Raw genomic sequence first — 25,848 nt, forward strand, 5'->3', positions numbered from 1 at the left:
ATGATCGCGGCATCGGACGACGCGCTCCGTCCAGACGCCCTCCGGTCCGGCCCTGACATCGCGGCACGCGATGACGGCGAGAGGCCATCAAACGATGCTCTCGACCCGGCTGTCTCCGCCAACGATGCCGATGACGCGGATTTCGGCGACGACGAGTCCCGTGGCGGGCGAGCCGAGCTGCTGCCGGATCTGCAGGCAATCTACGGCTCTCTGCCGCTGCCGGTGCTGGTGCAGGCATCAGGCGAACTGATCTACGGCAACCGGGCCTTCTTCGAGGCGACGGGCTACGCCGATGTGGAGACGCTCAGCGAGGCCGGCGGTCTAGACACGCTGTTTGCCGAGCGCGACAGCAGTCTCGCCGAGGGCGAAGTTGCGCTGCGCCACGCCGATGGCCGGCTTGGCGATGCACGTGTCCATCTTCAGCGCATCACGCTCGAGGGCGGATCGTGCCTCGTCATGTCCTTCGCCGCGCCGCAGATGGCGGAGGCCGAGCCTGGGTCGCAGGCAGCTTCCACCGAAGCCGTCGCAGCTTCGGGACAGGCCGATCTCGTGGCCCGGCTGCGCAGCGAGGTGGATGAGCTGCGCGCCGTGCTCGACACGGCGACCGACGGGGTCGTGCTCCTCGACAGCGAGGGCCTGATCCGCAGCATGAACGGGGCGGCGCATGCGCTCTTCGGCATTGCCGAGAACGACTATGCCGGCCGTCCCTTCGTCACGCTGTTCGCCCATGAGAGCCAGAAGGCGACGCTCGACTACCTCGAGACGATGAAGGACGAGGGCTTCGCTGGCATCCTCAACGACGGACGCGAGGTGATCGGCCGCGTCGCGCAGGGCGGCTTCATCCCGCTCTTCATCACGCTAGGCCGGCTGGGGCAAGGCCGCGGCTGGTGCGCGGTGATCCGCGACATCGCCCACTGGAAGCGCATCGAGACGGACCTCACCAATGCGCGGCGCCAGGCCGAGGCGGCGAGCCTCCACAAGAGCCAGTTCCTGGCCAATATCAGCCATGAGCTGCGCACGCCGCTGAACGCCATCATCGGCTTTGCCGACGTCATGATGGCCGAGTGCTTCGGGCCGATCGGCAACGAGCGCTATCTTGAATATCTCGGCGACATCAAGCGGTCGGGCCACCACGTTCTCGACCTCGTCAACGATCTCCTCGACATCTCCAAGATCGAGGCCGGCAAGCTCGACCTCTCCTTCGAGGCGGTGTCGCTGAACGAGATCATCGCCGAGGTCGTGTCGCTGATGCAGCCGCAGGCGAACCGCGAGCGCGTCATCGTTCGCTCCAACCTGCCCTCCTCCGTGCCGCCGGTGGTCGCCGATCGCCGCTCCATGCGCCAGATCGCCCTGAACCTTTTGTCGAACGCGGTCCGGTTCACGCCGTCGGGCGGTCAGATCATCGTTTCCACCACCTATTCGCTGGAGGGCGACGTCGTGCTGCGCTTCCGCGACAGCGGCATCGGTATGACGGAGCGCGAGATCGACATCGCGCTGCGGCCCTTCCAGCAGGTGCATGCCTCGCGCAGCCGCGGCGAAGGCACCGGCCTGGGGCTGCCGCTGACGAAGGCAATGGTGGAGGCGAACCGCGCCCAGTTCGCAATCATGTCGACGCCCGGCGAAGGCACGCTGGTGGAGATCGTCTTTCCGTCGCAGCGGGTTCTCGCCGACTGATCGGAGGCGCCTGGGCCGGCGTTGGCTGAGCGGTCGAAGCCGCCGGAGCGGAGCCGTCGGAGCAACGCTGCCGGGAGTGTCCGCTCCGTCAACGGCCGCAATGCCGGTGGCTTTTGCGCACCTGCAGCAAAGCCGTTAAACAGCGGGCGCGAATCGCGGGAGACGATGTGACCGAACGACGGATCCCTGAACGGCCGGAAGGGCGCTCCACGGTCCGCGGAACGCTGGCCTATCTCCGCCGCCGCCCGTTCGCAGCGACGGGCCTCCTACTGCTGTTGCTCGGCGCCGTGGCCGGCGTCATCGCCTATGCGTCGCTGTCGCTTCGGCAGGACGACGCGCGGATCCTGCTCGTCGATCGTCTCGAACGTCTCACCGCGCAGCCCGTCTCGATCGACGGCCCCGTCACGGTCGAGCTCTTTCCCTCCAGTCGCCTGACCGCCTCGGGCATTCGCATTGGCAGCGACCGCAGCAAGCCGGTCCTGACGATCGACGGCATCGTCGCCGAGCTCGATCTAGTGGATGCCGTGTTCGGAACGGCCGAGATCGACGCCCTGACCTTACGCCGTCCGCAGCTGAAGGTCCTGCCCTCTCCGGACGGAAGCACCCAGGCCGGCACCACCGAAACCGGTGTGGATCGCCTTGAGGCCGTCACGGCGTCCCTGCGGGATCTCCTGCCGCGGCTCGGCGAACTGACGGATCTCACCATCGTCGATGGCGTCTTGCGCACGCCGCGGCCTGATGCGGCACCGCTCATCACCCAGGCCGACCTCAGCCTGAAGCGCCTAACCGAAGGCGGTGCAGCCCGGATCGAAGGCAGCTACATCTGGCGAGGGGATCAGACGCGGCTCAGCGTCGACGTCGGCGCGCCATCCGCCTTCTTCGAAGGCGGCCGCAGCTCGGTCGATGTCTCCCTCGCCGCACCGCACCTAACCCTCAGCTTCGAAGGCACTGGCTCCTTCCAGACCTCGCTCGCACTAACAGGCTCGTTCAGCCTCTCGACGCCGTCCCTGAAGAACGCCGTCGCATGGCTCGGCGACGAGCGGACCGCCGTTCCGGATTTCGGAGCCGTCAGCCTCGGCGGCATGCTGGATGCCTCGCGCACGGGCTTCAACCTCTCCGATGCGACCGTGACCCTCGCCGACAGCACGGGCCGTGGCGCCATCGAGCTGCTCTCTGGCAGCGCGCGCACCATCATCAACGGGACACTCGACTTCGACACGCTGGACCTGACGCCGCTCGGCCATGCGGTGGCGCCGCTGCCGCGCGATCTTCTCGACCTGCAGCGCCCGATCGCCACCGCCTTTATCAGGGACTACGACGTCGACCTGCGCTTGTCGGCCACCACAGCGACGATCGGTGATGTTGCGATGAACGACGTTGCCGCAACCGCCATGTTCAATGATGGGGTCGCGACGCTCGATCTCGGCGATGCCTCCCTGTATGGCGGCGAAGCGCGTATTCACCTCACCGTCGACGCCCGGGACGGCCGGCCGCGGGCGCAGGCCTCGATACGCCTGTCCGGCATCGACATGGGGCAATTGCTGCCAGCGGTCGGCGTCGAGGCGATCGGCGTCAGCGGGCAGTCCGACCTGACGACGACCTTCGACAGCACGGTTACGAGCTGGGCCGATATCCTGCGGCGTGGCCGCAGCAACACTACCCTGTCCATTCGCAGCGGCCGCGTCGACGGTGTCGATTCCCGCCTGTTCGCGGCACCCCGCAACCAGACGCCGTTCCAGCTGGTCGCGGCCGGCAACAGGACGCCCTTCAGCCGGATCGATGCCCAGATCGATACGTTTGGCACGAGGCTGCAGCTGGGGTCGCTGACCATCGATAGCGCCGACGCTTTGTTGTCGGCGCGTGGGGACTTCGCAGCCGATCGCGGGACGATCGACATGGCTGGCGAACTGCGGGCCACCGCGCAGGCGGGTTCGCCGTTTGCCACCGGCGCACCGGACAAGCAGTTCCGTATCCACGGCACATGGCCGGATCCGACCGTCACAGAGACAGGCGACGACAAGCCGATCTGACGGCGGCCGTCAGTTGATCTCCGAACTGGACGTCAGTCGGCGGCGGCCGACTCTGGCCGCAGCGCACCCGTGCGAGCCCCCACCCGTTGCAGCGCTGGCTCGATCGCGAAGCTTCGCCTACCCGCCCGTGGCGGCGAGCCGCTCGTCGCGGATGCGCTGCGCCTCGCGACGCTTCACCCCGATCGAGGCGATGATGACGCCCACCGAGACGATCGCGATCAGGATGGTGCAGACCGCGTTGATCTCCGGCGTCACACCGAGCCGCACCTGGCTGTAGATCTTGATTGGCAGCGTCGTCGCGCCGACGCCGGTGGTGAAGTTCGCAAGCACCAGATCATCGAGCGACAGGGTGAAAGCCAGCATCCATCCGGCGACGACCGCCGGCATGATCAGCGGCAGCGTCACCTGGAAGAAGGTCTTCAGCGGGGTCGCGCCGAGATCCATCGCTGCCTCCTCCAAGCTGCGGTCGAGAGTGATCAACCGCGACTGCACGACCACGGCGACGTAGCACATGGTGAAGGTCGTATGGGCGATGGTGATCGTCCAGAAGCCGCGGGCAACGTCCATTGCGACAAAAAGCAGAAGCAGCGACAAGCCGGTGATGACGTCCGGCATCACCAGCGGCGCGAACACCATGCCGGAGAAGAGCGTGCGGCCGGGGAAGCGGACGTAGCGCACCAGCGTCACCGCCGCGAGCGTGCCGAGAACGGTCGCGATCGTCGCGGACAGGACGCCCACCCGCAGCGTCACCCAGGCCGCATCCAGCATCTGCTGATTGTTGAGGAGCGAACCGTACCACTGCGTCGAGAAGCCGGCCCAGACCGTGACCAGGCGGGAACGGTTGAACGAGAAGACGACCAGGATGAGGATCGGCAGATAGAGGAAGACGAAGCCGAAGGTCAGCGACGTCACGTTGAACCAGGACAGCCCCTTCCTCACTGTGCCGTCCTCCGCCCGTAGTTCTGGAAGATCATGATCGGCACGACGAGGATGAGGAGCAGGACCACGGCGACCGCCGAGGATGTCGGCCAGTCGCGATTGGCGTTGAACTCGTTCCAGAGCTGACGCCCGATCATCAGCGTGTCGGAGCCGCCGAGAAGGTCCGGAATGACGAACTCGCCGACGATCGGGATGAAGCACAGGAAGCTGCCGGCGATCACCCCCGGCATGGAGAGCGGGACGGTGATGACCCAGAAGCTCTTGAACGGGCGCGCGCCGAGATCGGCTGCCGCCTCCAGCAAGGTGTCGTCCAGCTTCTCCAGCGTCGCATAGAGCGGCAGGATCATGAAGGGCAGATACGAGTAGACGATGCCGATGAAGACAGCCCAGTCAGTGTTGAGGAGATGCACCTGCTGGTCCGGGCCGAAGATGCCGATCCATTGCAGGAAGACGGTCAGCAGCCCCTCCGGCTTCAGGATGCCGATCCAGGCATAGACGCGGATCAGGAAGCTCGTCCAGAAAGGCAGGATCACCAGCATCAGCAGCGTAGTGCGCATGTTCGACGGTGCGCGGGCCATGCCATAGGCGATGGGAAAGCCGATCAAGAGCAGCAGCACCGTCGAGATCGCCGCGATCCTGAGGCTCGAGAGGTAGGAGCGCAGGTAGATCGGGTCCTCGGTGAGGTAGCGGTAGCTGTCCAGCGTGAACTGCTGCGCCCGCTCCCAGACGGTCGAAAGCTGGTCGAAGACCGGTTCATAGGGCGGCTGCGCGATCGCATAGGTGGAGAAGGAGATCTTCAGGACGATCAGGAACGGCACGAGGAAGAAGACCACGAGCCACAGATACGGGATCGCCACGACCAGCCAGCGCAGCTTCGAGGCGCCGGGCGCCGGTGCTGCCGTGCCGCTCGTGTCCGTCATCGCCGCTTGTCCCTTCGCCGCATCCGCATCGGCATCAGTCCGTCAGCACCAGGCCGGCGTCACGCGACCAGCTCAGCCACACCTTGTCGTCCCAGCTGATCGGCCGTGACACCAGCCGCGTGGTGTTGGCGACTGTGGCCTTCATCACCGCGCCATTGGCGAGCTTGACGCGGTAGATCGAGACGTCCCCGAGATAGCCGATGTCCCAGACCTCACCGGCGATCATGTTGACCCCGTCCAGGGCGCCGGCAGGCCGATCGAGGGAGATGCGTACCTTCTCCGGCCGGATGGCGAAGGAGGCGACGCCCGCGGACCCACCAGCAATCGCCTGATCGGTCTCGACGACGAGACCGGCGGCCGGTGCCTCAAGCCGCGTTCCGCCGCCCGGCAGTGCCGCAACCGTGCCCTCGATCAGATTGATGTTGCCGATGAAGTCGGCGACATAGCGCGAATTCGGCTGCTCGTAGATCTCGGCCGGTGTGGCGATCTGGACCAGCTTGCCGTGGTTCATCACGCCGATGCGGTCCGACATCGTCATCGCCTCCTCCTGATCGTGGGTCACGATCAGGAAGGTGAGGCCGAGGTCCATCTGCAGGTCCATCAGCTCGAACTGCGTCTCCTCACGCAGCTTCTTGTCGAGCGCTCCGAGCGGCTCGTCGAGCAGCAGTACCTTCGGGCGCTTGGCAAGCGAGCGAGCCAGCGCGACACGCTGGCGCTGACCGCCGGAAAGCTGGTTCGGCTTGCGCTTGGCGAAGGGCTCGAGCTTGACCAGCCGGAGCATTTCCTTCACCCGCGCCTCGATCTCCGCCTTGCCCATGCCGTCCTGCCTGAGGCCGAAGGCGATGTTCTTCTCCACGCTCATATGCGGAAACAGCGCATAGGACTGGAACATCATGTTCACCGGCCGCCGATAGGGCGGCACACCGGCAAGCGGCTTGCCGTCGAGCAGGATCTCGCCCGAGGTCGGCTCCTCGAAGCCGGCGAGCATGCGCATCAGCGTGGTCTTGCCGCAGCCGGACGGGCCGAGCAGCGAGAAGAACTCGCGCTCGTAGATCGACAGCGAGACGCCGCCGACGGCGACGAAATCGCCAAAGCTCTTGGTAACGTTCCGGAACTCAATCGCCGGCTTGGCAGCGGAGTCCGTCCAGGGCGCAAATGCGCGCTTCACCGGCCCGAGGGTCTTCGACATCGTCCCGCCTCTCGTCACGTCGCGGCCGGTGGGAAAGGCCGGCAGCCGGCCTTTCCCATTTCCTTGCGCCTACTGGCCGGTCTTCACGCTGGTCCAGAGCCGGGTCAGCGTCCGCTGCGTGCGGGCATCGTTCGGCGTCGTCGTGTAGAGATGAGACAGCGTCTCGTCGTCGGGATAGATCGACTTGTCCGCGAGAATCTCGGGCTTGATCAGCTTCTGGGAGTCGAGGTTGCCGTTCGGGTAGTTCACGAAGTCGGTCGCCTTGGCGATGATCTCCGGGCGCTGGATGAAGTTGATGAACTCATGCGCCTCGGCGACGTGCGGCGCATCGGCCGGGATCGCCATGGAGTCCGTCCAGAGCAGCGCGCCTTCCTTCGGGATGGAATAGGCGATGGTGACGCCGTTATTGGCCTCGGCGGCACGGTCGCGCGCCTGCAGGATGTCGCCGGAATAGCCGAAGGCGATGCAGGCATCGCCGTTGGCCAGCGCCTCGATGAACTCCGAGGAGTGGAACTTGCGGATATAGGGGCGCACCGACTTCACAAGGTCGGCCGCCTTCTGGAGGTCGGCCTCCTCCTTGGAGTCCGGCTTCAGACCGAGATAGGCGAGCGCTGCCGGCATGATGTCGTCCGGGCTGTCGAGAAGATAGACGCCGCAATCGGCGAACTTCGACACCACCTCCGGCTTGAACAGCATGTCCATCGAATTGACCGGCGCATTCGGCAGCCGCTTCTCGATCATCTGCGTGTTGTAGCCGATGCCCGTCGTGCCCCACATGTAGTTCACGGCGAACTTGTTCTCGGGGTCATAGGTGGCGACACGGTCGGTGATCGCCGGCCACATATGCGACAGGTTCGGGATCTTGGACTTGTCCAGCGGCTGCAGAACGCCCGCCTGGATCATCCGCTGCAGGTTGCGGTCGGTGGGAACGACGATGTCGTAGCCGGAGCCCCCCGCCAGCAGCTTGGTCTCCAGCACCTCCATGGAATCGTAGACGTCGTAGACGACCTTGATCCCAGTTTCCTTGGTGAACTGCTCGAGGATCGCCGGATCGATGTAGTCCGACCAGTTGTAGACGTTGACGACGCGCTCCTGCGCGGGCGCCGAAAGGCTCGAGGCGAGAAGGATGGCAGTGCCGACGAGGGTTGCCAGGCGCAAGGTCATCCGGGGAAACTCCCTTCCAGGGTGCAGGTTTAAGAGCAGACGTCCGTCGCCGATACGCCATTCGTTACGGCGGAGTAAAGAACATCGGCGGAGCGATTCCTAGTCCCGGTTTCGCACCGCAGCGAGAGGTTTATCCGGGGATCGCCGACGGGTTCGGCCTCAGCATATAGCGCGCGTCTTCGCCATAGGCGGCGAGGCGTTCAGCCGGCAGCACGCCGTCGGTGAGCTCGAAGCCGAAGCGGTGCCAGAACGGGGCCGTTCCGTAGACCGAGATCAGCGCCGCGATGGGGAAGGCTTGCGCCTCGTCGAGCAGCCGGCGAACGCCTGCTTCAGCATGGCCTTTCCCCCGCGCTTCCGGCGCGACCACGACGTCGTGGAGGTAGTAGCTGTCGGCATTGTCCGGCAGGCTGCGCAGCAGCTTTCCCAGTGACGGCGGCTCGTGCCGGCGGATGGGATGCGACACCGCATAGCCGAGGATAACGTCGTCCGCGCTCGCGAGAACGAGGCAGCCGCGCGGCCACAGCGCCAGCCGCTCGGCAAACACCGCTTGGTCTTCCGGCAGGCCCGGGTGGACACGGTCCGCCAGCGCGGTCACCGCCGCGACCTCGTCGCCGTGCATCGGGCGCCAGAGCGCACTGTCTAGGTTGTGCCCTGGGCCGCCGGATGCGGCGGCCGCTGCTGCCGACATCGCCTTCAGCGGTGCTTGCGCCCTTCGCCGTAGAACATCTTCTCCCACGCCTTATGAGCCTTGTAGCCCTCGCGGATGAATGGGGTGAAGACGGCGAGATTCAGGATGGCCTTGTTGGTGATGTTCGCCGGGAAGCTCGTCGGCTTCTCGAAATCGACGAAGAGCACCACGCGCACCTTGTCGGAATGGTTCCAGGCCTCGTGCTCATAGGCGTCGTCGAAGATCAGCGCCTTGCCCTCTTCCCAGTGGCAGAGTTCCTTGTCGACGCGGATGCCGATCTTGTCGGGCTCGTTCGGCACGATCAGGCCGAGGTGGAAGCGCAGCACACCGTTATAGGGGCCGCGATGCGGCGGCAGATGCTTGCCGGGCTCGAAGATGGAGAACATCGCCGACTTCAGGCCGGGAATCTTCTGCAAGATGCGCCAGGTCTGCGGACACTGCCGGATCGCCTCCTCCGACTTGATGCCGTAGCCGCAGAGGAAGAACGTCTTCCAGTTCTGGTCCGAGGAGATGGAGCGCACCTCCGAGGAGATCTCATGGAAAGCCGGGAGATCGCCCTTGCGCACCAGGATCTTATCGAGTTCCGCACGGATCAGGTGCCATTCGGCCTCGACCTCACGCGCCCAGGGAAACGCATCGGTCGGGAAAACCGGCGGGTTGCCGACGGCCGAATATTTCAGGTTCAGCTTCTCGGCGCCGTCCACCAGCTTCTGCACCGTGCGGGCAACGGCGCCCGCGCCGCTCATCGTGTCTTCGAGGCCGGCCGTCTTGGCCTTCTGCTGGCTGTTGATCTGATCCATGGGACATCACCTCGGTCTCTGCCGGCCACATGCGACGGTTGTCGGCGCGCAGCTGCTGTCTGCCTGAATAGCGGCGCTTCGCGGGCGGCTCCAGCCATTTGGAGCGCCGTCATTGAAAATCGAACGGCGACAGACCGCCCACACGCTCGTCGAGACCGAGCGGGCGGGTCAGCGGCGCAAGACATGCACAGTATGGTTCGGGCGGTGCCGACGCACTTCGCAGTTCAAGGCGAACATTGCCTCTCTTACCTATTTTCTGTAGTTACTAGAATTCCATGGCGAAGAGCTTGGCTTTCGAGTGGGACGAGGCAAAAGCGGCGACGAACCTCGCTCGCCACGGCGTCGCCTTTACGGACGCCGCAACCTTTCGCTTCGACCTCGCGACGATCGTATTGGACGAAAGGCTCGTCTATGGCGAAGAGCGCTGGATCGCTACGGCACCGCTCGCTGGCCGCATCCACGTTCTCGTCTATACGACGCGCGGCACGGCGATCCGCGTCATCTCGCTCCGCAAAGCCAACGCAAGAGAGATCAAGCGCTATGCCGATTCGTTCGAAGCATGACCGCCGCACCGAGGCACTGGCGATTGCACGAGCCAACCTAGAAGCGATGACACCGAAGGAGGATCTGGCGATCACGGCAGCCGCCGAGGCGGACCCGGATTCGCGCCCGATGACGGATGAAGAGTTCGCTCAGGCGCGGCGAGGTCGCAGGCCAGCTGAGAATCCGAAGAGGCAGGTGACGCTACGCCTCGATCCCGACGTCATCGAAGCCCTGAAAGCAGAAGGCCCCGGCTGGCAGACCCGCGCGAATGCTCGTCTGCGCGAGGCGCTTGGTCTGGGCTCATAGAGCACATATCTGTCAGACTGCCACTTCCTCATTGAAAATCGAACGGTGACAGACCGCCCACCCGTTCGTCGAGACCGAGCGGGCGGGTCAGCGGCGGCGCTGCGCGGGCGATGCAAGCCTGCCGCTCGCAGAAGCGGCAGGCCGGGCCGATCGGCGTCGGCACCGCGCCGGACCCAAGCTGCCGGCCGTAGATGGTCGCATCCTTATGTGCGGCATCGCAGCCGATCAGGATCGCCGTGCGGCGTGGGCGCTCGCCAAAGCGAGCCGTCGGACCATCGACCGTCCGCGTGACGAGAAGAAAGGATGCTCCACCGGGCATCTCGGCCATTTCGGCGAGAACCGCATCCGGCTGCGCGAAGGCCATGTGGATCGGCAGCTTGGGGCAATCGCCACCGAAGCGCTGCGCGGGAAAGCCGCGCGCGCCGACCCGGCGAATGCGATTGCCGGCGTGATCCACCTCCATCAGGAAGAAGGGAATACCCGGCGCGCTCGCCCGCTGCAGCGTCGTCAGCCGCTGCGCGGCCTGCTCGAATGAGACGCCGAAGCGGCTCGCCAGCACGGTGACGTCATAGCCGCAGCGCTCGGCCGCGGTCTGGAACGGTGCATAGGGCATCATCAGCGCATGCGCGGCATAGCGCATCAGTTCCAGGCGGGCGAGGCGCAACGCCTCAGGCCCCGAGAAGCCGAAGCTGTCGGCTTCCGACGCGACGACATCCTCATAGGCGAGCGTGAAAACCTCGGCCGCGACCTCCCTCAACCGGTCCGCCGCCGATAGCCGCTCCGACAGGAACAGCCGCCGCGAGTGCCGGTCGAATCGCCGTCGCCAGATCGGCATGACATCGGCCGGCAGCACGCGAACGGCGATGTCGTGGCGGCTGCGCAGCCAGCCGCGCAGTACCGCGCCAGGATCGTCGCCCGGCTCGAAGCTCTGGTGCAGGCGCTCGGCAGCGGCCTCGATCGCGGCATAATGATTGGGCCGGTTCTCCAGGACGTCCCGCACCTCGTCGAGCGGCAGACGCGCGGCCGCGACCGGCGTGCCACGCCCCTCGCGCGCCAGGAGTTCGCTCAGATCGGACAACCGCTCATGCTGCTCGCGATAGGCGCGATAGAGCTTGGCGAGACCGGCCGCGACGTTCGGCGCGGTCGCGGCGAGCTCGCCGAGTTCCTGGTCCCCGGGAAGTTCGTCGGCCAACAGAGGGTCTGCGAAAATCGCCTTCAGCTCACCCTGCAGCTCGCGCGCCTTGCCACCCCGAAGCTCGCCGGGATCAACCCCGTAGACCTCCGACAGCCGCAGGATCAGCTGCACGGTCAGGGGCCGCTGGTTGCGCTCGATCAGGTTGAGATAGGAGGGCGAGATGCCGATGCCGGACGCCATGGCGGTCTGCGTCAGGCCGAGGCCGTTGCGGATCCGGCGTATATGCGGACCGGCGAAGATCTTAGTCTCGTGCACCGCTTTACCGTTCTTGACAGACGCTGACGTTCACACGGCTTTTACAAAATTACAGTCAAGCTTTGTCAAAGACAATACAGAGCAACCTCATTCACAGCCCGATTGAGAGCTGCTTCCTGGCATGTCCAGCCGATTTCGTCACATGCTCCTCACAGCCGACGCCACGGGAGGTCGTCGGCAGGCAGACTTGATGGGGAGCCGCCATGACAGACTTTTACAAGCTCGTTCCCGCCGCACCGGACGGCCGTTTCGACGGGATCAGCCGTACCCACAGCGCGGCCGACGTCGAGCGGCTGCGCGGCTCGCTGCCGATCCGCTATACGCTGGCCGAGAACGGCGCCAACCGGCTTTGGTCGCTCCTCAGGTCCGAGGATTTCGTCAACGCGCTCGGCGCAATGACCGGCAACCAGGCGATGCAGCAGGTGCGCGCCGGACTGAAGGCGATCTACCTGTCGGGGTGGCAGGTCGCCGCCGACGCCAACACCGCCTCGGCCATGTATCCCGACCAGTCGCTCTATCCCGCCAATGCGGCGCCCGAGCTCTGCCGCCGCATCAATCGCACGCTGCAGCGCGCCGACCAGATCGAACATGCCGAAGGCAGCCGCTCGGTGGAGACCTGGTTCGCGCCGATCGTCGCCGATGCGGAGGCCGGCTTCGGCGGACCGCTGAATGCCTTCGAGATCATGAAAGCCTTCATCGAGGCCGGTGCGGCGGGCGTCCACTATGAGGATCAGCTGGCGTCGGAAAAGAAGTGCGGCCATCTCGGCGGCAAGGTGCTGATCCCGACGAGCGCCCATATCCGCAACCTCTCCGCCGCGCGTCTCGCTGCCGACGTGATGGGCGTGCCGACGCTCGTCATCGCTCGCACCGACGCGGAGGCAGCCAAGCTGATCACCTCCGACATCGACGAGCGCGACAGGCTGTTCGTCGATTACGAGGCGGGCCGCACGGCCGAGGGCTTCTTCCACCTGCGCAACGGGCTGGAGCCGTGCATCGCGCGCGCCGTCGCCTATGCGCCCTATTGCGACCTCATCTGGTGCGAGACCTCCAAGCCGGATCTGGAACAAGCGCGGCGCTTTGCGGAAGGCGTGCGGCGCGAGCACCCGGGCAAGCTTCTCGCCTATAACTGCTCGCCCTCCTTCAACTGGAAGAAGCATCTCGATGACGCCACGATCGCCAAGTTCCAGCGCGAGCTCGGCGCCATGGGCTACAAGTTCCAGTTCATCACGCTCGCCGGCTTCCACCAGCTGAACCACGGCATGTTCGAGCTCGCCCGCGGCTACCGCAACCGGCAGATGGCTGCCTATGCCGAGCTGCAGGAGGCCGAGTTCGCCTCCGAAGCGAACGGCTACACGGCCACCAAGCACCAGCGCGAGGTCGGCACCAGCTATTTCGATGCCGTGTCGCTAGCGATCACCGGAGGCGCGTCCTCGACCACTGCCATGGGCGGATCGACTGAAAGTGCGCAGTTCCACGGCGAGGCGCTCGGCGTCGCCGCCGAATAGGCCGAGCCAGCCCACCATCGCCCCAGGAGGAGACAGAAGCGATGAGCAACGTCCTGATATCGGAGACGATGAACCAGAACCGGCCGCGCACAAGGGTGCGCGAGCGTGCCGAGGAGCAGTCCTCGTCCATGAGCGAGGCGCAGCAGGCGACGGTGCGCACGCTCGCCAACGACCTGCACCGGCTGAACCAGGCGGTGATGAAGGCCGTCGAGGCCGGCCTGTCGGTGGAGCTCGTCCGCTCCGCCCGCCATCACGGCGGCGATGGCAACTGGGGCGATCTGCTGATCCCGGTGATCGTCAAGACGTGATTTCTGGGATCGAGCTCCGCTTCGCCGTCTTGTGAAGATCGCGAAGCCGGCCTCAGCAGCAGAGGCGGCTGGATTCATCTCGCCGCTACCCGCCTCGCCGGCTGAGCTTCCCACCGGCGGGGCGGCTGGGTTATGATTTCGCCCAATCAGCCACGGCGAGAATCATGTCGCGCAGTCTCAGACCGGGAAGCCCCGCCAAGGCGTCCTCCAGCAAACGTGGAACGGAGCATCCCCTGCAGGGCTTGAGTGAGGCGCTGGCCGCCCCCCCAAGGCCAGCAGCCCAGCAGAGCGCCGACGGACCGCATTTTCGCCTGTCGAAGGACGACCAGCCGGCGTTCCTTCTGTCCAAGCGTGGCGTCCGGTCCATGTCGGAAGCCGCCGACTGGCTGGCCGCACGCGGCATCGACGACATCGAGTGCATCACGCCGGATCTCGCCGGTGTTGCCCGCGGCAAGATGATGCCGGCCAAGAAGTTCACCGGCAACACCTCGCTGGCTTTGCCGTCGGCACTTTTCATGCACACCATCTCCGGCGAATACCCGGAGGAGACTGGCGAGTTCCGCTATTCGCCCAATGACGGCGACCTGAAGCTGATGCCGGATCTCTCCACGCTCGCCGACGTGCCGTGGGAAAGCGATCCGACGGCCCAGATCATCTGCGACCTTGTCGACACGTCGGGCGCGGCGGTCCCCTACACGCCCCGCAACGTGCTGAAGCGCGTGCTCTCGCTCTACGAGAGCCGCGGCTGGCAACCGATCGTGGCGCCGGAAATCGAGTTCTATCTCGTCGCCAAGAATGTCGATCCGGATTACCCGCTGACCCCGCCGATCGGGCGCTCCGGCCGGATGATCCAGAGCGGACAGGCCTATTCGATCGGCGGCGTCAACGAATTCGATGAGCTGATCGACGACATCTACGACTTCTCGGAGTGTCAGGGGCTCGAGATCGACACGCTGATCCATGAAGACGGCGCCGCGCAGCTGGAAATCAACCTGCGGCACGGGCATCCGATCGAGCTTGCCGATCAGGTCTTCATGTTCAAGCGCACGATCCGCGAGGCGGCGCTCAAGCACGGGATCTACGCGACCTTCATGGCCAAGCCCATCCAGGGCCAGCCGGGTTCGGCCATGCACATCCACCAGTCGGTGGTGGACCGGGCGACCGGCCGCAACATCTTCTCGGATGCCGACGGCTCGCCCTCGGCGCTGTTCTACAACTTCATCGGCGGGATGCAGCGCTACGTGCCGGCCGCCCTGGTGATGATGGCGCCCTACGTGAATTCCTACCGCCGCCTCACCTACGGGATGAGCGCGCCGACCAACAATGCCTGGGGCTACGACAACCGCACGACCGCCTTCCGCGTGCCGACCTCGGATGCGGCCGGGCGGCGCGTCGAGAACCGCCTCCCCTCTTCCGACGCCAATCCCTATCTGGCGCTGGCGGCCTCGCTCGCCTGCGGCTGGCTGGGCATGAAGAACGCGATCGAGCCGGGCGCGCCGACCGATCTCACGGCCAATGAGGACGGTGGCATCTCGCTGCCGCGCGGCCTCCTGGAGGCCGTTGCCGCCTTCGAATGCGAGCCGGAGTTCCACGAGGTCTTCAGCCGCGAGTTCGTCGGCACCTATGCCGGGGTGAAGCGCGGCGAGTTCGAGACCTTCATGCAGGTGATCAGCCCGTGGGAGCGCGAGTTCCTGCTGCTGCAGGTCTAGGGCGCAGCGGTTGCAGCTGTACCAATCGCCGATCTCGCCGGGTCGCTCCTGGTACGAGGACGGCATCGAGCGCCCTGCCTTCGGCGCATTGACGGAGCGGATCGATACCGACGTCGTCGTGGTCGGCGGCGGCTTCACCGGCTTGTCGGCGGCTCTTCATCTCGCCCGCGCTGGCGTCGGCGTCGTGCTCCTGGAGGCGCATCGCCTCGGCGACGGCGCTTCGGGGCGCAATGGCGGGCAGATGGGCACCGGCCAGCGCCTATGGCCCGCGGAGCTCGAAGCGCTCTACGGCTTTGCGCGCTCGAAGGCGCTGTTCGACCTCGCCGAGGCGGCCAAGCGCCACCTCCTCAGCTTCATGGCTGAGAACGGGATCGACGCGGATTATCGCGCTGGCCAGCTCTCCGTCGCGCACAAGCGCCGCTACGTCGCCGACTATCGTGAGCAGGCGGAGGTGCTGGCGACGCGATACGGTTATGGCGACGCGCAGTTCATGGATGCTGAGGAGACGGCGGCTCGCGTGGGGTCGAAGCGCTACTTCGGGGGCATCCGCGACACCGGCACCGGTCACATCAATCCGATGAAGCTCGTGGTCGGCACCGCGCGGCTGGCGGGCGAGGCGGGCGCGCAGCTCTTCGAGGCGAGCGCCGTTACGGCGATCTCCCGCCAGGACGGCCGCATCATCGTCAGCACGGCTGGGGGCGAAGTACGGGCCGAACGCGCGCTGATCGCGACCAACGCCTCCGGGGCCGGATTGCATCCGGAGACGGCGCGCCACATCCTGCCGATCAGCTCGTTCATCGGCGCGACGGAGCCGCTCGCCGAGCCGGAGCGCGTGCTGCCGGGCGGCGAATCCTGCGACGACTCCCGCTTCGTCGTGCGCTACTTCCGCAAGAGCGCCGACAACCGGCTGCTGTTCGGCGGGCGGGAGGCCTACACCTCTGCGACGGGCGATATCGCCTCCCACATCCGGCGGCAGATCGCCGAAGTCTATCCGCATCTCGCCGGCGTACGGTTGACCCATGCCTGGGGCGGATCCGTCGGGATCACGCTGCAGCGCATGCCCTTCGTCAGGACCCTTGGACCTGGCATCACCGCGATCGGCGGCTTTTCCGGTCACGGGGTGATGCTGTCGAACTTTGCCGGCCGTCTTTATGCCGAGCGGATCATTGGTTTGACTGATCAACTTTCCGTGTTGGAGCAGCTCGATCTCGGCGCATTTCCGGGTGGGCGGTTACTTCGTACACCCTTGCTCTTCCTTGCAATGACTTGGTTCTCACTGCGGGACCGGCTGTAACCTTCGAAGTGTTCACGCCAGCGTCACGCTTCGGCCTAAATTGCCTTCACCACGCGGCAGGCGCCAGCGGGGCGACATTTCCGTGCGTGCGTGAAATATTCGGGCCTATCTGTCGGGACGTGAGGCCCGCATGTTGAGGACAGTCCCGTCATCGTCAGAATGATCATCGCGCCATACCCGCAGCGTCGGCCAGCAGGCATCGGCCCCGTCGCGGCAATCCACTGCGAGCGGGAGCGTTGCCGCGACGCCCGGACGACGCGCTTGGCCGTCAACATGGCGACGAACGGTCGCAAGGGCTGCGGGGACCCTGCAGGGTTCACGAAAGCCTCGGTGGACTATGTCCGCGCGGACAAACGCAGCTGCGGCAATCCGGTGGGAACGAAGGCAACGAAGCAGTGAGCCTGACGGACGATCCACAGAACTTTCGGGTCGATCTGTCCAATTGCGATCGCGAGCCGATCCACCTCCTGGGTCACATCCAGGATTTCGGATTTTTGCTTGCGGTCTCGATGGACTGGCTGATCCAGCACGCCTCGGTGAACGTCGGCACCTATCTCGGGCGCGAGGCGGATGCCATCGTCGGCGAGCCGCTGATGAACGTTCTGCCGGCAGAGACGGTGCATACTCTGCGCGGCCGCCTGCAGGTGATGTCCTCCAGCGATGCCTCCGAGCGTTTGTTCGGCTTCGACTTTCTCGGCGACGGCACCTGCTACGACGTCGCCATCCACATTTCCGGCCAGTCGATCATCATCGAGGCGGAGCGCTCGCCCGAAGAGGGGATACACGCGGGCGTTCAGGTCAAGAGCATGATGGCACGCGTCCAGCGCACGGATACGCTGGAGGCGCTCTTCCGCGAATCCGTGCGTCAGCTGCGCGGCGTCGCGGGGTTCGACCGCGTGATGCTCTACCGCTTCGCTCCCACTGGTGCGGGCGAGATCGTCGCCGAGAGTGTGCGGAGCGGCTTCGGCAGCTTCCTCGGACTGAACTATCCCGCCTCCGATATCCCGTCACAGGCGCGCGCCCTCTATGTGCGCAACCAGATTCGCCTGATCGCTGACGTCAACGGCGTGCCGGTGCCCATCGTGCCCGAGTTCGATCCGGAGCGCCGGCCTATCGACCTGTCGATGTCGATGCTCCGCAGCGTGTCGCCGATCCATATCGAGTACCTGAAGAACATGGGCGTCGGCGCGTCCATGTCGGTCTCGATCATCATCGACGGTGCGCTGTGGGGCTTGTTCGCGCTGCACCACTACACGCCGCGTTATCTCTCGATGGAGCTGCGCAGCACCATCGAGCTCTTCGGTCAGATGGTGTCCTTCATGATCGAAGGGCGCCTCTACAAGGAAAGGCGTGCGGCCGAGGAGGAGGCCCGTCGGCTGCACGACCACTTTGTTGCGCGCATCGTCGCGGCGACGCCGTCGACCGATTCCATCGCCAACTTTGCCGACGAGTTGCGTGACATCATCCCGTGCGACGGATTCATCGTCTGGTCGAAGGGTGAGGCCCGCATCTTCGGCCGAACGCCGACGCGCGACGAGCTGCCGGCGCTCGCCCGCTTCCTCAATCGCGCAGCATCGAGCCGTGTCTACTCCACGGACGAGATCAGCGCCGTCTATCCCGCCGGGGCCGACTTCATGGACCGGGCGGCCGGCCTTCTGGCGATCCCGATATCGCGCTCGCCGCGCGACTACCTGATGTTCTTCCGCAAGGAGCTTGTCCAGACGGTGACCTGGGCCGGCAATCCGCAGGAGAAGACGGCGACCTTCGGACCAAACGGACCGCGCCTGTCGCCACGCCGGAGCTTCGAGGCCTGGAAGGACACGGTGTACGGCAAGAGCCGTTCCTGGACGGCGACGGAGTTGAAGTCGGCCGAAGCCCTGCGGGTCAGCATCCTGGAAGTGCTGCTGCGCTTCAACGAGGAGACCGAACGGCAGCAGGGCCTCGCCACACAGCGCCAGGAACTGCTGATCGCCGAGCTGAACCACCGCGTCCGCAACATCCTCAGCCTGATCCGCGCGGTGGTCGTGCAGAGCCGCCCGGGCGCGGACAGCATCGACTCGTTTGCCCAGATCATCGGCGGCCGCATCCAGGCGCTGGCCCGGGCGCATGACCAGATCACGCAAGCGGAATTCTCCGCGCAGTCGCTGCAGGCGATCATCGAGACGGAGGTCTCCGCCTATATCGGTCAGAAGGCCGACCGCTTTCACATCGATGGTCCGCCGGTGCTTGTCGAGGCGGGCGCCTTCTCGACCATGGCGCTGGTCTTCCACGAGATGGTGACAAACTCGGCCAAATACGGCGCGCTGTCGGATTCACGCGGCACGGTTGAGGTCACCTGGCGGATCGACGAGGCGGACGCTTGCGTCATCGATTGGCGCGAAAGCGGCGGCCCTCCGGTGGCGCCGCCGAAGCGCCGTGGATTCGGCTCGACCATCATCGAGCGATCGATCCCGCACGACCTCGGCGGTGAGGTCGAGGTGAACTATCGCCTGGCCGGCATGACGGCCCGCTTCACCCTGCCGCGCTCGATCTACCGGATCGGTGACGCTGACGCGGCAGGCCTGCCGGCAAGCGCGAAGCCGCCGAGCCGCATTTCGGCTGCAGCGGACAAGTCTGCGCTGGCCGGGCGGATCGGCCTGATCGTCGAGGACAACATGATCATTGCGCTGGACGCCGAGCAGATGCTCCTCGAGGCAGGCATGACCAAGGTCTTCACCGCCGCCAATCTCGGCGAGGCGAGGCGCCTCGTCGAGGCGGAGAAGCCCGATGTCGCGCTGCTCGATGTCAATCTCGGACGCGAAACGAGCTTCCCGTTGATCGCCGACCTCAGCAGGGCCGGCATACCCTTCATCTTTGCGACCGGTTATGGCGACCAGATCACCGTTCCCGAACAGGCAGAGGGTGCGCTCACCATCCGCAAGCCGTTCGCGGCGGAGGACCTCATTTCGGCGCTGACATCCGTCATCGCATCGCGCGACTGATCAGTGATGTCGTGGCCAGCTCGGCTGATGCGCATCCAGCCGCACGAAAGCTTTGTCTCTGGTCTCTTTTAAACGATTAGACTAGAGCGGGTTCAAACAGCCCGTTCCGTCGGGAGAAGGATCGCATGTCCAGCCAGATCATTCCGGTCGAGCCGTTCGATTACGTCGTCTTCGGCGGCAACGGGGATCTCGCCGAGCGCAAGCTCTTGCCTGCCCTGTATCATCGCGACCGTGACGGTCAGCTCCCCGCCGATGCGCGCATCATCGGGGCGTCGCGCACCTTCTTCTCCGACGAGACCTATCGCAGCTTCGCCCGCGGCGCGATCAAGGCGCATGTGCGTCAGGAGGACATCGAGCCGCAGGCGCTCGACCGCTTCTTGGCGCGCCTGCACTACCGCGAGATCGACGCCCGCAGCGAGCAGGGCTGGGACGAGCTGAAGACATTCCTGGACGAGGCGCCGGACCGCATTCGCGCCTTCTATCTCGCCGTCGGCCCCGGCCTATTCGGCGATCTTGCCTGCCGCATCAGCGAGCATGGCCTGTCCAACCCGAAGACACGTCTCGTCGTCGAGAAGCCGGTCGGGCGCGATCTCGCTTCCGCCCGCGAGCTGAACGACACGATCGGGCGCCACTTCAGCGAGGATCAGGTCTTCCGCATCGACCACTATCTCGGCAAGGAGACGGTGCAGAACCTGATGGCGCTGCGCTTTGCCAACGCGCTGTACGAGCCGGTCTGGAACTCGACCCATATCGACCACGTGCAGATCACCGTGGCGGAGTCCGTCGGTCTGGAAGGGCGTGCCGGCTACTACGACCAGGCCGGTGCGCTGCGTGACATGGTGCAGAACCACATCGTCCAGCTGATGTGCCTCGTGGCGCTGGAGCCGCCCTCGGCGATGAACGCCGACGCGCTGCGCGACGAGAAGCTCAAAGTGCTGCGGGCCCTGCGCCCGATCGACGAGAGCAATGTCGAGCAGCTCACGGTGCGCGGCCAGTACAAGGCGGGCGCTTCCGCCGGCGGCGCGGTGAAGGGCTATCTCGACGATCTCGGTGAGGCCGACAGCGATACCGAGACCTTCGTCGCCATCAAGGCCGAGATCGGCAACTGGCGCTGGGCGGGGGTGCCCTTCTACCTGCGGACCGGCAAGCGCCTGTCGGAGCGCATGTCGGAGATCGTCGTCACCTTCCGCCCCATCCCCCATTCTATCTTCGACCGCACCGCCGGCAACGTCGTGCAGAACCAGCTGGTCCTGCGCCTGCAGCCGAACGAGGGCGTCCGGCAATGGCTGATGATCAAGGATCCAGGCCCCGGCGGCATGCGTCTGCGGCACGTCCCGCTCGACATGAGTTTCGCGGAGTCGTTCCGCGTTCGTAATCCCGACGCCTATGAGCGGCTGCTGATGGACGTCATCCGCGGCAACCAGACGCTGTTCATGCGGCGCGACGAGGTCGAGGCTGCCTGGGAGTGGGTCGACCCGATCCTGAAGGCCTGGGAAGCAAAGGGCGTGAAGCCGCAGGGCTACACGGCCGGCACCTGGGGACCCTCCTCCGGCGTCGCCCTGATCGAGCGCGACGGCCGCACCTGGCACGAGCCGGATTGATGGCCGCCTCGATGCATCGCTATCCAAACCGCGACGCGCTGGCGGAAGCACTCGCCGCCGGTGTTGCGGCCGTGCTGGCCGGTGGCATCGCGACCCGCGGCGTGGCGACGCTTGCGGTCTCCGGCGGTTCGACGCCGAAGCGCTTCTTCGAAGTGCTGTCGCAGGCGGAGATCGACTGGGCGGACGTGACGGTGCTGCTCGTCGACGAGCGCTGGGTGCCCGAGACGAACGAGCGTTCCAACGCCGCCCTGGTGCGGCGCCACCTTCTGCAGGGGCCGGCGGCGGCGGCGCATTTCGAGCCCTTCTACATGGAGGCTGGCCATCCGCACGCCGTAGAGGGCGATCTCTGCAGTCGCTTCGCACAGTTGGTGCGACCGCTCGACGTCGTCATCCTGGGCATGGGCGGCGACGGCCACACGGCTTCCTTCTTTCCGGGCGCCGACCGGCTCGGCGAGGCTATTGATCCCGCCGGCAAGGCGGCGGTCGTCGCGATCGAGGCACCGGGTGCCGGCGAGCCTCGGGTGACGCTCTGTCTACCGGTTCTGGTGGACGCACGATTCCTCGCTCTCCATATCGAGGGTGAGGAGAAGCTGCGCGTCCTTGAGACAGCACAGCAGCCTGGGCGGATCGAGGATCTGCCCGTCCGCTCCATCCTGCGCGCCCCCCGCGAGAAGGCGCTCGAGATCTTCTGGGCGCCCTGAAGACAGCCCAGCGCGCCGGCAACGGCATCCGAAGAGGCACCCATGACCGTAGATCGCCGCATCGCAGACATCACCGACCGTATCCGCGAGCGCTCCGCTCCGACGCGCGAACCCTATCTGGCACGTATCCGCGCCAAGGGCGCAGCAGGGCCGGTGCGCCGGCATCTCTCCTGCGGCAACCTTGCCCACGGCTTTGCCGCCTGCGGCCCGACGGACAAGGCCCGTCTCTCCGGCGACCACACGCCCAATCTCGGCATCATCACCGCCTATAACGACATGCTCTCGGCCCACCAGCCGTTCGAGCGGTTTCCGGAGCTGATCCGCGAGGCTGCGCGCGAGGTCGGGGGCACGGCGCAGGTCGCATCGGGCGTTCCGGCCATGTGTGACGGCGTCACGCAGGGGCAGATCGGCATGGAGATGTCGCTATTCTCCCGCGACGTCATCGCCATGGCGGCGGCCGTCGGCCTCAGCCACGACATGTTCGATGCCACCGTCTATCTCGGCGTCTGCGACAAGATCGTGCCGGGCCTTGCCATCGCGGCCCTGACCTTCGGACACCTGCCCGCGATCTTCGTGCCGGCCGGGCCGATGACCTCCGGCCTGCCGAACGACGAGAAGGCGAAGATTCGCCAGCTCTATGCCGAGGGCAAGGTCGGGCGCGATGCGCTGCTGGAGTCGGAATCGAAGTCCTATCACGGCCCCGGCACCTGCACCTTCTACGGCACGGCGAACTCCAACCAGATGCTGATGGAGATCATGGGTCTCCACACGCCGGGCTCATCCTTCATCAACCCGAACACGCCGCTGCGCGACGCGCTGACGCGCGAGGCGACCAAGCGCGCCCTGTCCATCACTGCCATCGGCAACGAGTTCACGCCGGCCGGCGAGATCGTCGACGAGCGCGCCGTGGTGAACGGCGTCGTCGGACTGCATGCGACGGGCGGCTCGACCAATCACACGCTGCACCTCGTGGCGATCGCCCGGGCCGCCGGCATCCAGCTGACCTGGCAGGACATTTCGGATCTGTCCGACGTTACGCCGCTCCTGGCGCGCGTCTACCCCAACGGTCTGGCGGACGTGAACCACTTCCACGCCGCCGGCGGCATGGGCTTCCTGATCCGCGAACTGCTCGATCACGGCTTCCTGCACGAAGACGTGCGCACCGTCTGGGGTACGGGCCTCAGGGCCTATGCCATCGAGGCCAAGCTCTCCGAGGATGGCCAGAGCGTTTTCCGCGCGGCCGCTCCCGTCGAGAGCGGCGACCCGAAGGTGTTGACGACGGGCGACAAGCCGTTCTCCAACAATGGCGGCCTGCGGATCCTGACCGGCAACGTCGGCAGTGCGGTCATCAAGGTCTCGGCCGTGAAGCCGGAGCGCCGCATCGTCGAGGCGCCGGCGAAGATCTTCAACGATCAGGACGAGCTGCTGGCCGCCTTCAACGCCGGCAGCCTCACCGGCGATTTCGTTGCCGTTGTCCGCTTCCAGGGGCCGCGGTCCAACGGCATGCCGGAACTGCACAAGCTGACCCCTGCCCTCGGCGTCCTGCTCGACCGCGGCCAGAAGGTGGCGCTCGTCACCGATGGACGCATGTCCGGCGCGTCCGGAAAGGTGCCGGCGGCGATCCATGTCACGCCGGAAGCCAAGGATGGCGGCGTTATCGGGCGCATCCGCGAGGGCGACATGATCCGCCTGGACGGCGAAGCCGGAACCCTGGAAGTGCTGGTGGAGGCAGCCGAACTCGGCGGCCGCGAGCCGGCGCAGATCGATCTCTCCGCCAACGAGTTCGGTCTTGGCCGTGAACTCTTCGGCGTCTTCCGCAACAGCGTCGGTGCCGCCAGCGAGGGCGCCAGCGTCTTCTGACCAGCGAGAAGTTGCCAGCGCGACGATCTTTCGCGCTGGCCACACCGATGCTACGTTCGGCGACTAAAGGACCAGGACGATCCGTCTGAAGGCCGAAAGGCAGCGATGAATTTTCCGCGTCATCTGTCGCTGAAGCTGCCCCGTGGCTCGCTCCGCTCGCTCGGCATCGTCCACGATGTCCTGATCGCGGCCTGCTCGATCACCGTGGCGATGGGTCTTGCCTGGGGTTGGGCGCCGCTCCTGACCTATTGGCAGATCTGGGCGCTGATCCTCGCCTATACGGGGTTGAGCGCGATCATCTTCCCGCTGTTTTCGCTGAACCGCGGCGCCTGGCGCTACGCCTCTCTGCTCGACGTTCTGTCGATCGTGAAGGCGGTAACGACGATCAACATCGTCTTCATGCTCGGGAACTTCATCCTGTTCCGCGGCGCCTATCTGCCGCGCTCCGCGGTGGCGATCTCCTGGTTCGTGATGATCGTCGGCCTCGGCGGCCCACGTCTCGCCTATCGGCTGATGAAGGAACGCGGCCTGACCGAGCGCACCGGCAACAGCCACAATAGCAGCTTTCCGCGCCAGAACGTCCTCCTGTGCGGGTTCAATGACAATGCGGATCTCTTCATCCGCAATGCCCGCCGCGTCTATCAGGACGCCCATATCGTCGGCATCATCGACGAGCAGCGCAAGAACCAGAAGCGTCAGCTCCACGGTATCCGGGTCCTTGGCAGCCTTTCGGAACTTCAGACCATCCTGAAGAAGGCCGAAATGGGCGCAACGCCGGTGACCGAGCTGATCATCACGCGCACGGACGCCCCCCCCTACGAACTCGCGGCGATCGTGTCAGCCGCCTCGCCCTTCAAGATCGCGATCAAGAAGCTGCCGGACATCTCCCATGCCGGCGCCATCAAGAACGGCTCGGAGATCGCGCCGACACCGGTGCTGCTCGAGGACCTGCTCGGACGCAAAGTGGTCGATCTCGACGTGCGCACCGTGGCCAAGCTGATCAATCAGCGCTGCGTCGTCGTCACCGGCGCGGGCGGCTCGATCGGCGCCGAGCTCGTGCGCCAGATCGCCATGTTCGAGCCGGCCGGGCTGATCCTGATCGACAACAGCGAGTTCAATCTCTGGGCGATCAGCCGCCAGATGATCGACGACTTCCCGAGCGTGTCCTTCGTCAGCCGCGTTGCCGATGTGCGGCAGGGCGAGCGATTGCAGGCGCTGTTTTCGGAGTTCAAGCCGGACGTCATCTTCCATGCCGCGGCGCTGAAGCATGTCCCGATCGTGGAGGACAATCCGCTCGAGGGCATCGAGACCAATCTGATCGGCACGCGCAACGTCGCCGATGCCGCGCTCGCCTGCGGGGCGAAGGCCTTCGTGATGGTCTCGACCGATAAGGCGGTAAACCCGACCAGCATCATGGGCGCAACCAAGCGTGCCGCCGAAGCCTACTGCCAGGCGCTGGATCTCTCGCAGAGCGACACCCGCTTCATGACTGTGCGCTTCGGCAACGTGCTCGGATCCAACGGCTCGGTGATACCGCTGTTCCAGTCCCAGCTTCAGCGGGGCGGACCGCTGACGGTGACGCATCCCAACATCACCCGCTACTTCATGACCATTCATGAGGCGTCGCGCCTGATCCTCCATGCGGCCGGCATCGGCATGGAGGACCGCGCCGCGCAAGGGCAGATCTTCGTGCTCGACATGGGCGAGCCAATCCGGATCGCCGAGCTCGCCGAGCGGTTGATCCAGCTCGCCGGTCTCAGGCCCCATCGCGACATCGAGATCAAGTTCGTCGGCCTGCGCCGTGGCGAGAAACTGTATGAGGAGCTGTTCGGCGCCGGCGAAACCGTGGAGATGTCCGGGCGCAGCGGTTTCATGATCGCGAGGTCGCGAGTGAGCGACATCCACCTCCTGCGCCGCAACATCGAGGCGATCGAGGGTGCCATTCATGGCGGTGACGGCAGCCGTGCCGTCGAACTGCTGGCTCATGTCGTGCCGGAGTTCACCCGGCGTGCCGACGGACTCGCCAGTGTGCGCGTCGACCCTCAGCAGGCTCGGCTGCCGGAAGCCTTCGACGGCTGAGGCCGTGCCACCGGCTGAAGGCGACACCGCGGCTGGTGACGCTAAATCCGGCGAAGGCCGGCGAGCGACGAACAAAGCTGCATCGGGTCCGAAGCCCGATGCTTTTG

General features: G+C 65.8%; 19 protein-coding genes and 1 pseudogene. 13 read left to right on the forward strand and 7 right to left on the reverse strand.

Features of this window, described 5'->3' with window-relative positions; all coding sequences use genetic code 11:
• Positions 1-318: 318 nt before the first annotated feature.
• A pseudogene (locus tag C0R46_RS21360) lies at positions 319-1,674 on the forward strand (PAS domain-containing sensor histidine kinase); the annotation flags it as partial.
• A gap of 167 nt (positions 1,675-1,841) precedes the next feature.
• Positions 1,842-3,704, forward strand: a complete 1,863-nt coding sequence (locus C0R46_RS16480) for an AsmA family protein (protein WP_102960760.1) — start codon at positions 1,842-1,844, stop codon at positions 3,702-3,704.
• Positions 3,705-3,821: 117 nt separating this feature from the next.
• Here the strand turns inward: C0R46_RS16480 and C0R46_RS16485 are convergent, their stop codons facing one another.
• The 6 genes from C0R46_RS16485 to C0R46_RS16510 form a co-directional block, all read right to left on the reverse strand.
• Complete coding sequence (locus C0R46_RS16485) at positions 3,822-4,643, reverse strand: ABC transporter permease (RefSeq protein WP_102960761.1); 822 nt, start codon at positions 4,641-4,643, stop codon at positions 3,822-3,824.
• Positions 4,640-5,563, reverse strand: coding sequence for an ABC transporter permease subunit (locus C0R46_RS16490; protein WP_102960762.1), 924 nt, complete (start codon positions 5,561-5,563; stop codon positions 4,640-4,642). Before C0R46_RS16490 ends, C0R46_RS16485 begins: the two co-directional genes overlap by 4 nt.
• 34 nt (positions 5,564-5,597) lie before the next feature.
• Positions 5,598-6,752: an ABC transporter ATP-binding protein gene (locus tag C0R46_RS16495; protein WP_102960763.1), complete on the reverse strand. Its 1,155-nt coding sequence runs from the start codon at positions 6,750-6,752 to the stop codon at positions 5,598-5,600.
• Positions 6,753-6,821: 69 nt separating this feature from the next.
• Positions 6,822-7,916: a polyamine ABC transporter substrate-binding protein gene (locus C0R46_RS16500; RefSeq protein WP_102960764.1), complete on the reverse strand. Its 1,095-nt coding sequence runs from the start codon at positions 7,914-7,916 to the stop codon at positions 6,822-6,824.
• 130 nt (positions 7,917-8,046) lie between these two features.
• Entirely contained in the window at positions 8,047-8,535 is a 489-nt protein-coding gene (locus tag C0R46_RS16505) for a GNAT family N-acetyltransferase (RefSeq protein WP_245413629.1), read from the reverse strand.
• A gap of 74 nt (positions 8,536-8,609) precedes the next feature.
• A complete protein-coding gene (locus tag C0R46_RS16510) occupies positions 8,610-9,404 on the reverse strand; it encodes an aspartyl/asparaginyl beta-hydroxylase domain-containing protein (RefSeq protein WP_102960766.1) in 795 nt (264 codons plus the stop codon).
• A gap of 275 nt (positions 9,405-9,679) precedes the next feature.
• Between C0R46_RS16510 and C0R46_RS16515 the strand changes: the two genes are divergently transcribed.
• Positions 9,680-9,967, forward strand: coding sequence for a BrnT family toxin (locus C0R46_RS16515; RefSeq protein WP_102960767.1), 288 nt, complete (start codon positions 9,680-9,682; stop codon positions 9,965-9,967).
• Complete coding sequence (locus tag C0R46_RS16520) at positions 9,945-10,253, forward strand: BrnA antitoxin family protein (RefSeq protein ID WP_245413630.1); 309 nt, start codon at positions 9,945-9,947, stop codon at positions 10,251-10,253. The genes C0R46_RS16515 and C0R46_RS16520 overlap by 23 nt, the downstream gene beginning before the upstream one ends.
• 28 nt (positions 10,254-10,281) lie before the next feature.
• Here C0R46_RS16520 and C0R46_RS16525 read toward each other — a convergent pair whose 3' ends face one another.
• Entirely contained in the window at positions 10,282-11,703 is a 1,422-nt protein-coding gene (locus C0R46_RS16525) for a helix-turn-helix domain-containing protein (protein ID WP_102960769.1), read from the reverse strand.
• 203 nt (positions 11,704-11,906) lie between these two features.
• On the opposite strand from C0R46_RS16525, the gene aceA reads away from it, so the two are divergent.
• From aceA to C0R46_RS16570, 9 genes are all read left to right on the forward strand, one after another.
• Entirely contained in the window at positions 11,907-13,208 is a 1,302-nt protein-coding gene (gene aceA / locus C0R46_RS16530) for an isocitrate lyase (RefSeq protein WP_102960770.1), read from the forward strand.
• Positions 13,209-13,276: 68 nt separating this feature from the next.
• On the forward strand, positions 13,277-13,516 hold the full coding sequence (locus tag C0R46_RS16535; RefSeq protein ID WP_102960845.1) for an SMc00767 family acetate metabolism repressor: 240 nt from the start codon (positions 13,277-13,279) through the stop codon (positions 13,514-13,516).
• A gap of 365 nt (positions 13,517-13,881) precedes the next feature.
• Complete coding sequence (locus C0R46_RS16540) at positions 13,882-15,225, forward strand: glutamine synthetase family protein (protein WP_102960846.1); 1,344 nt, start codon at positions 13,882-13,884, stop codon at positions 15,223-15,225.
• A gap of 10 nt (positions 15,226-15,235) precedes the next feature.
• Positions 15,236-16,519, forward strand: coding sequence for an NAD(P)/FAD-dependent oxidoreductase (locus C0R46_RS16545; RefSeq protein ID WP_102960771.1), 1,284 nt, complete (start codon positions 15,236-15,238; stop codon positions 16,517-16,519).
• A 395-nt stretch (positions 16,520-16,914) separates the two neighbouring features.
• Complete coding sequence (locus tag C0R46_RS16550; protein WP_245413631.1) at positions 16,915-19,500, forward strand: HWE histidine kinase domain-containing protein; 2,586 nt, start codon at positions 16,915-16,917, stop codon at positions 19,498-19,500.
• 125 nt (positions 19,501-19,625) lie between these two features.
• Complete coding sequence (gene zwf / locus C0R46_RS16555; protein WP_102960772.1) at positions 19,626-21,101, forward strand: glucose-6-phosphate dehydrogenase; 1,476 nt, start codon at positions 19,626-19,628, stop codon at positions 21,099-21,101.
• Positions 21,101-21,802 carry a 6-phosphogluconolactonase gene (gene pgl / locus C0R46_RS16560; RefSeq protein ID WP_102960773.1) on the forward strand — a complete coding sequence of 234 codons (702 nt, stop codon included), beginning with the start codon at positions 21,101-21,103 and terminating at the stop codon, positions 21,800-21,802. Before zwf ends, pgl begins: the two co-directional genes overlap by 1 nt.
• 42 nt (positions 21,803-21,844) lie before the next feature.
• Entirely contained in the window at positions 21,845-23,662 is a 1,818-nt protein-coding gene (gene edd, locus C0R46_RS16565; RefSeq protein ID WP_102960774.1) for a phosphogluconate dehydratase, read from the forward strand.
• Positions 23,663-23,767: 105 nt separating this feature from the next.
• Entirely contained in the window at positions 23,768-25,741 is a 1,974-nt protein-coding gene (locus tag C0R46_RS16570) for a polysaccharide biosynthesis protein (protein WP_102960775.1), read from the forward strand.
• Positions 25,742-25,848 lie beyond the last annotated feature (107 nt).

The organism is Mangrovicella endophytica, from assembly GCF_002893625.1.
Classification (GTDB): domain Bacteria; phylum Pseudomonadota; class Alphaproteobacteria; order Rhizobiales; family Rhizobiaceae; genus Mangrovicella; species Mangrovicella endophytica.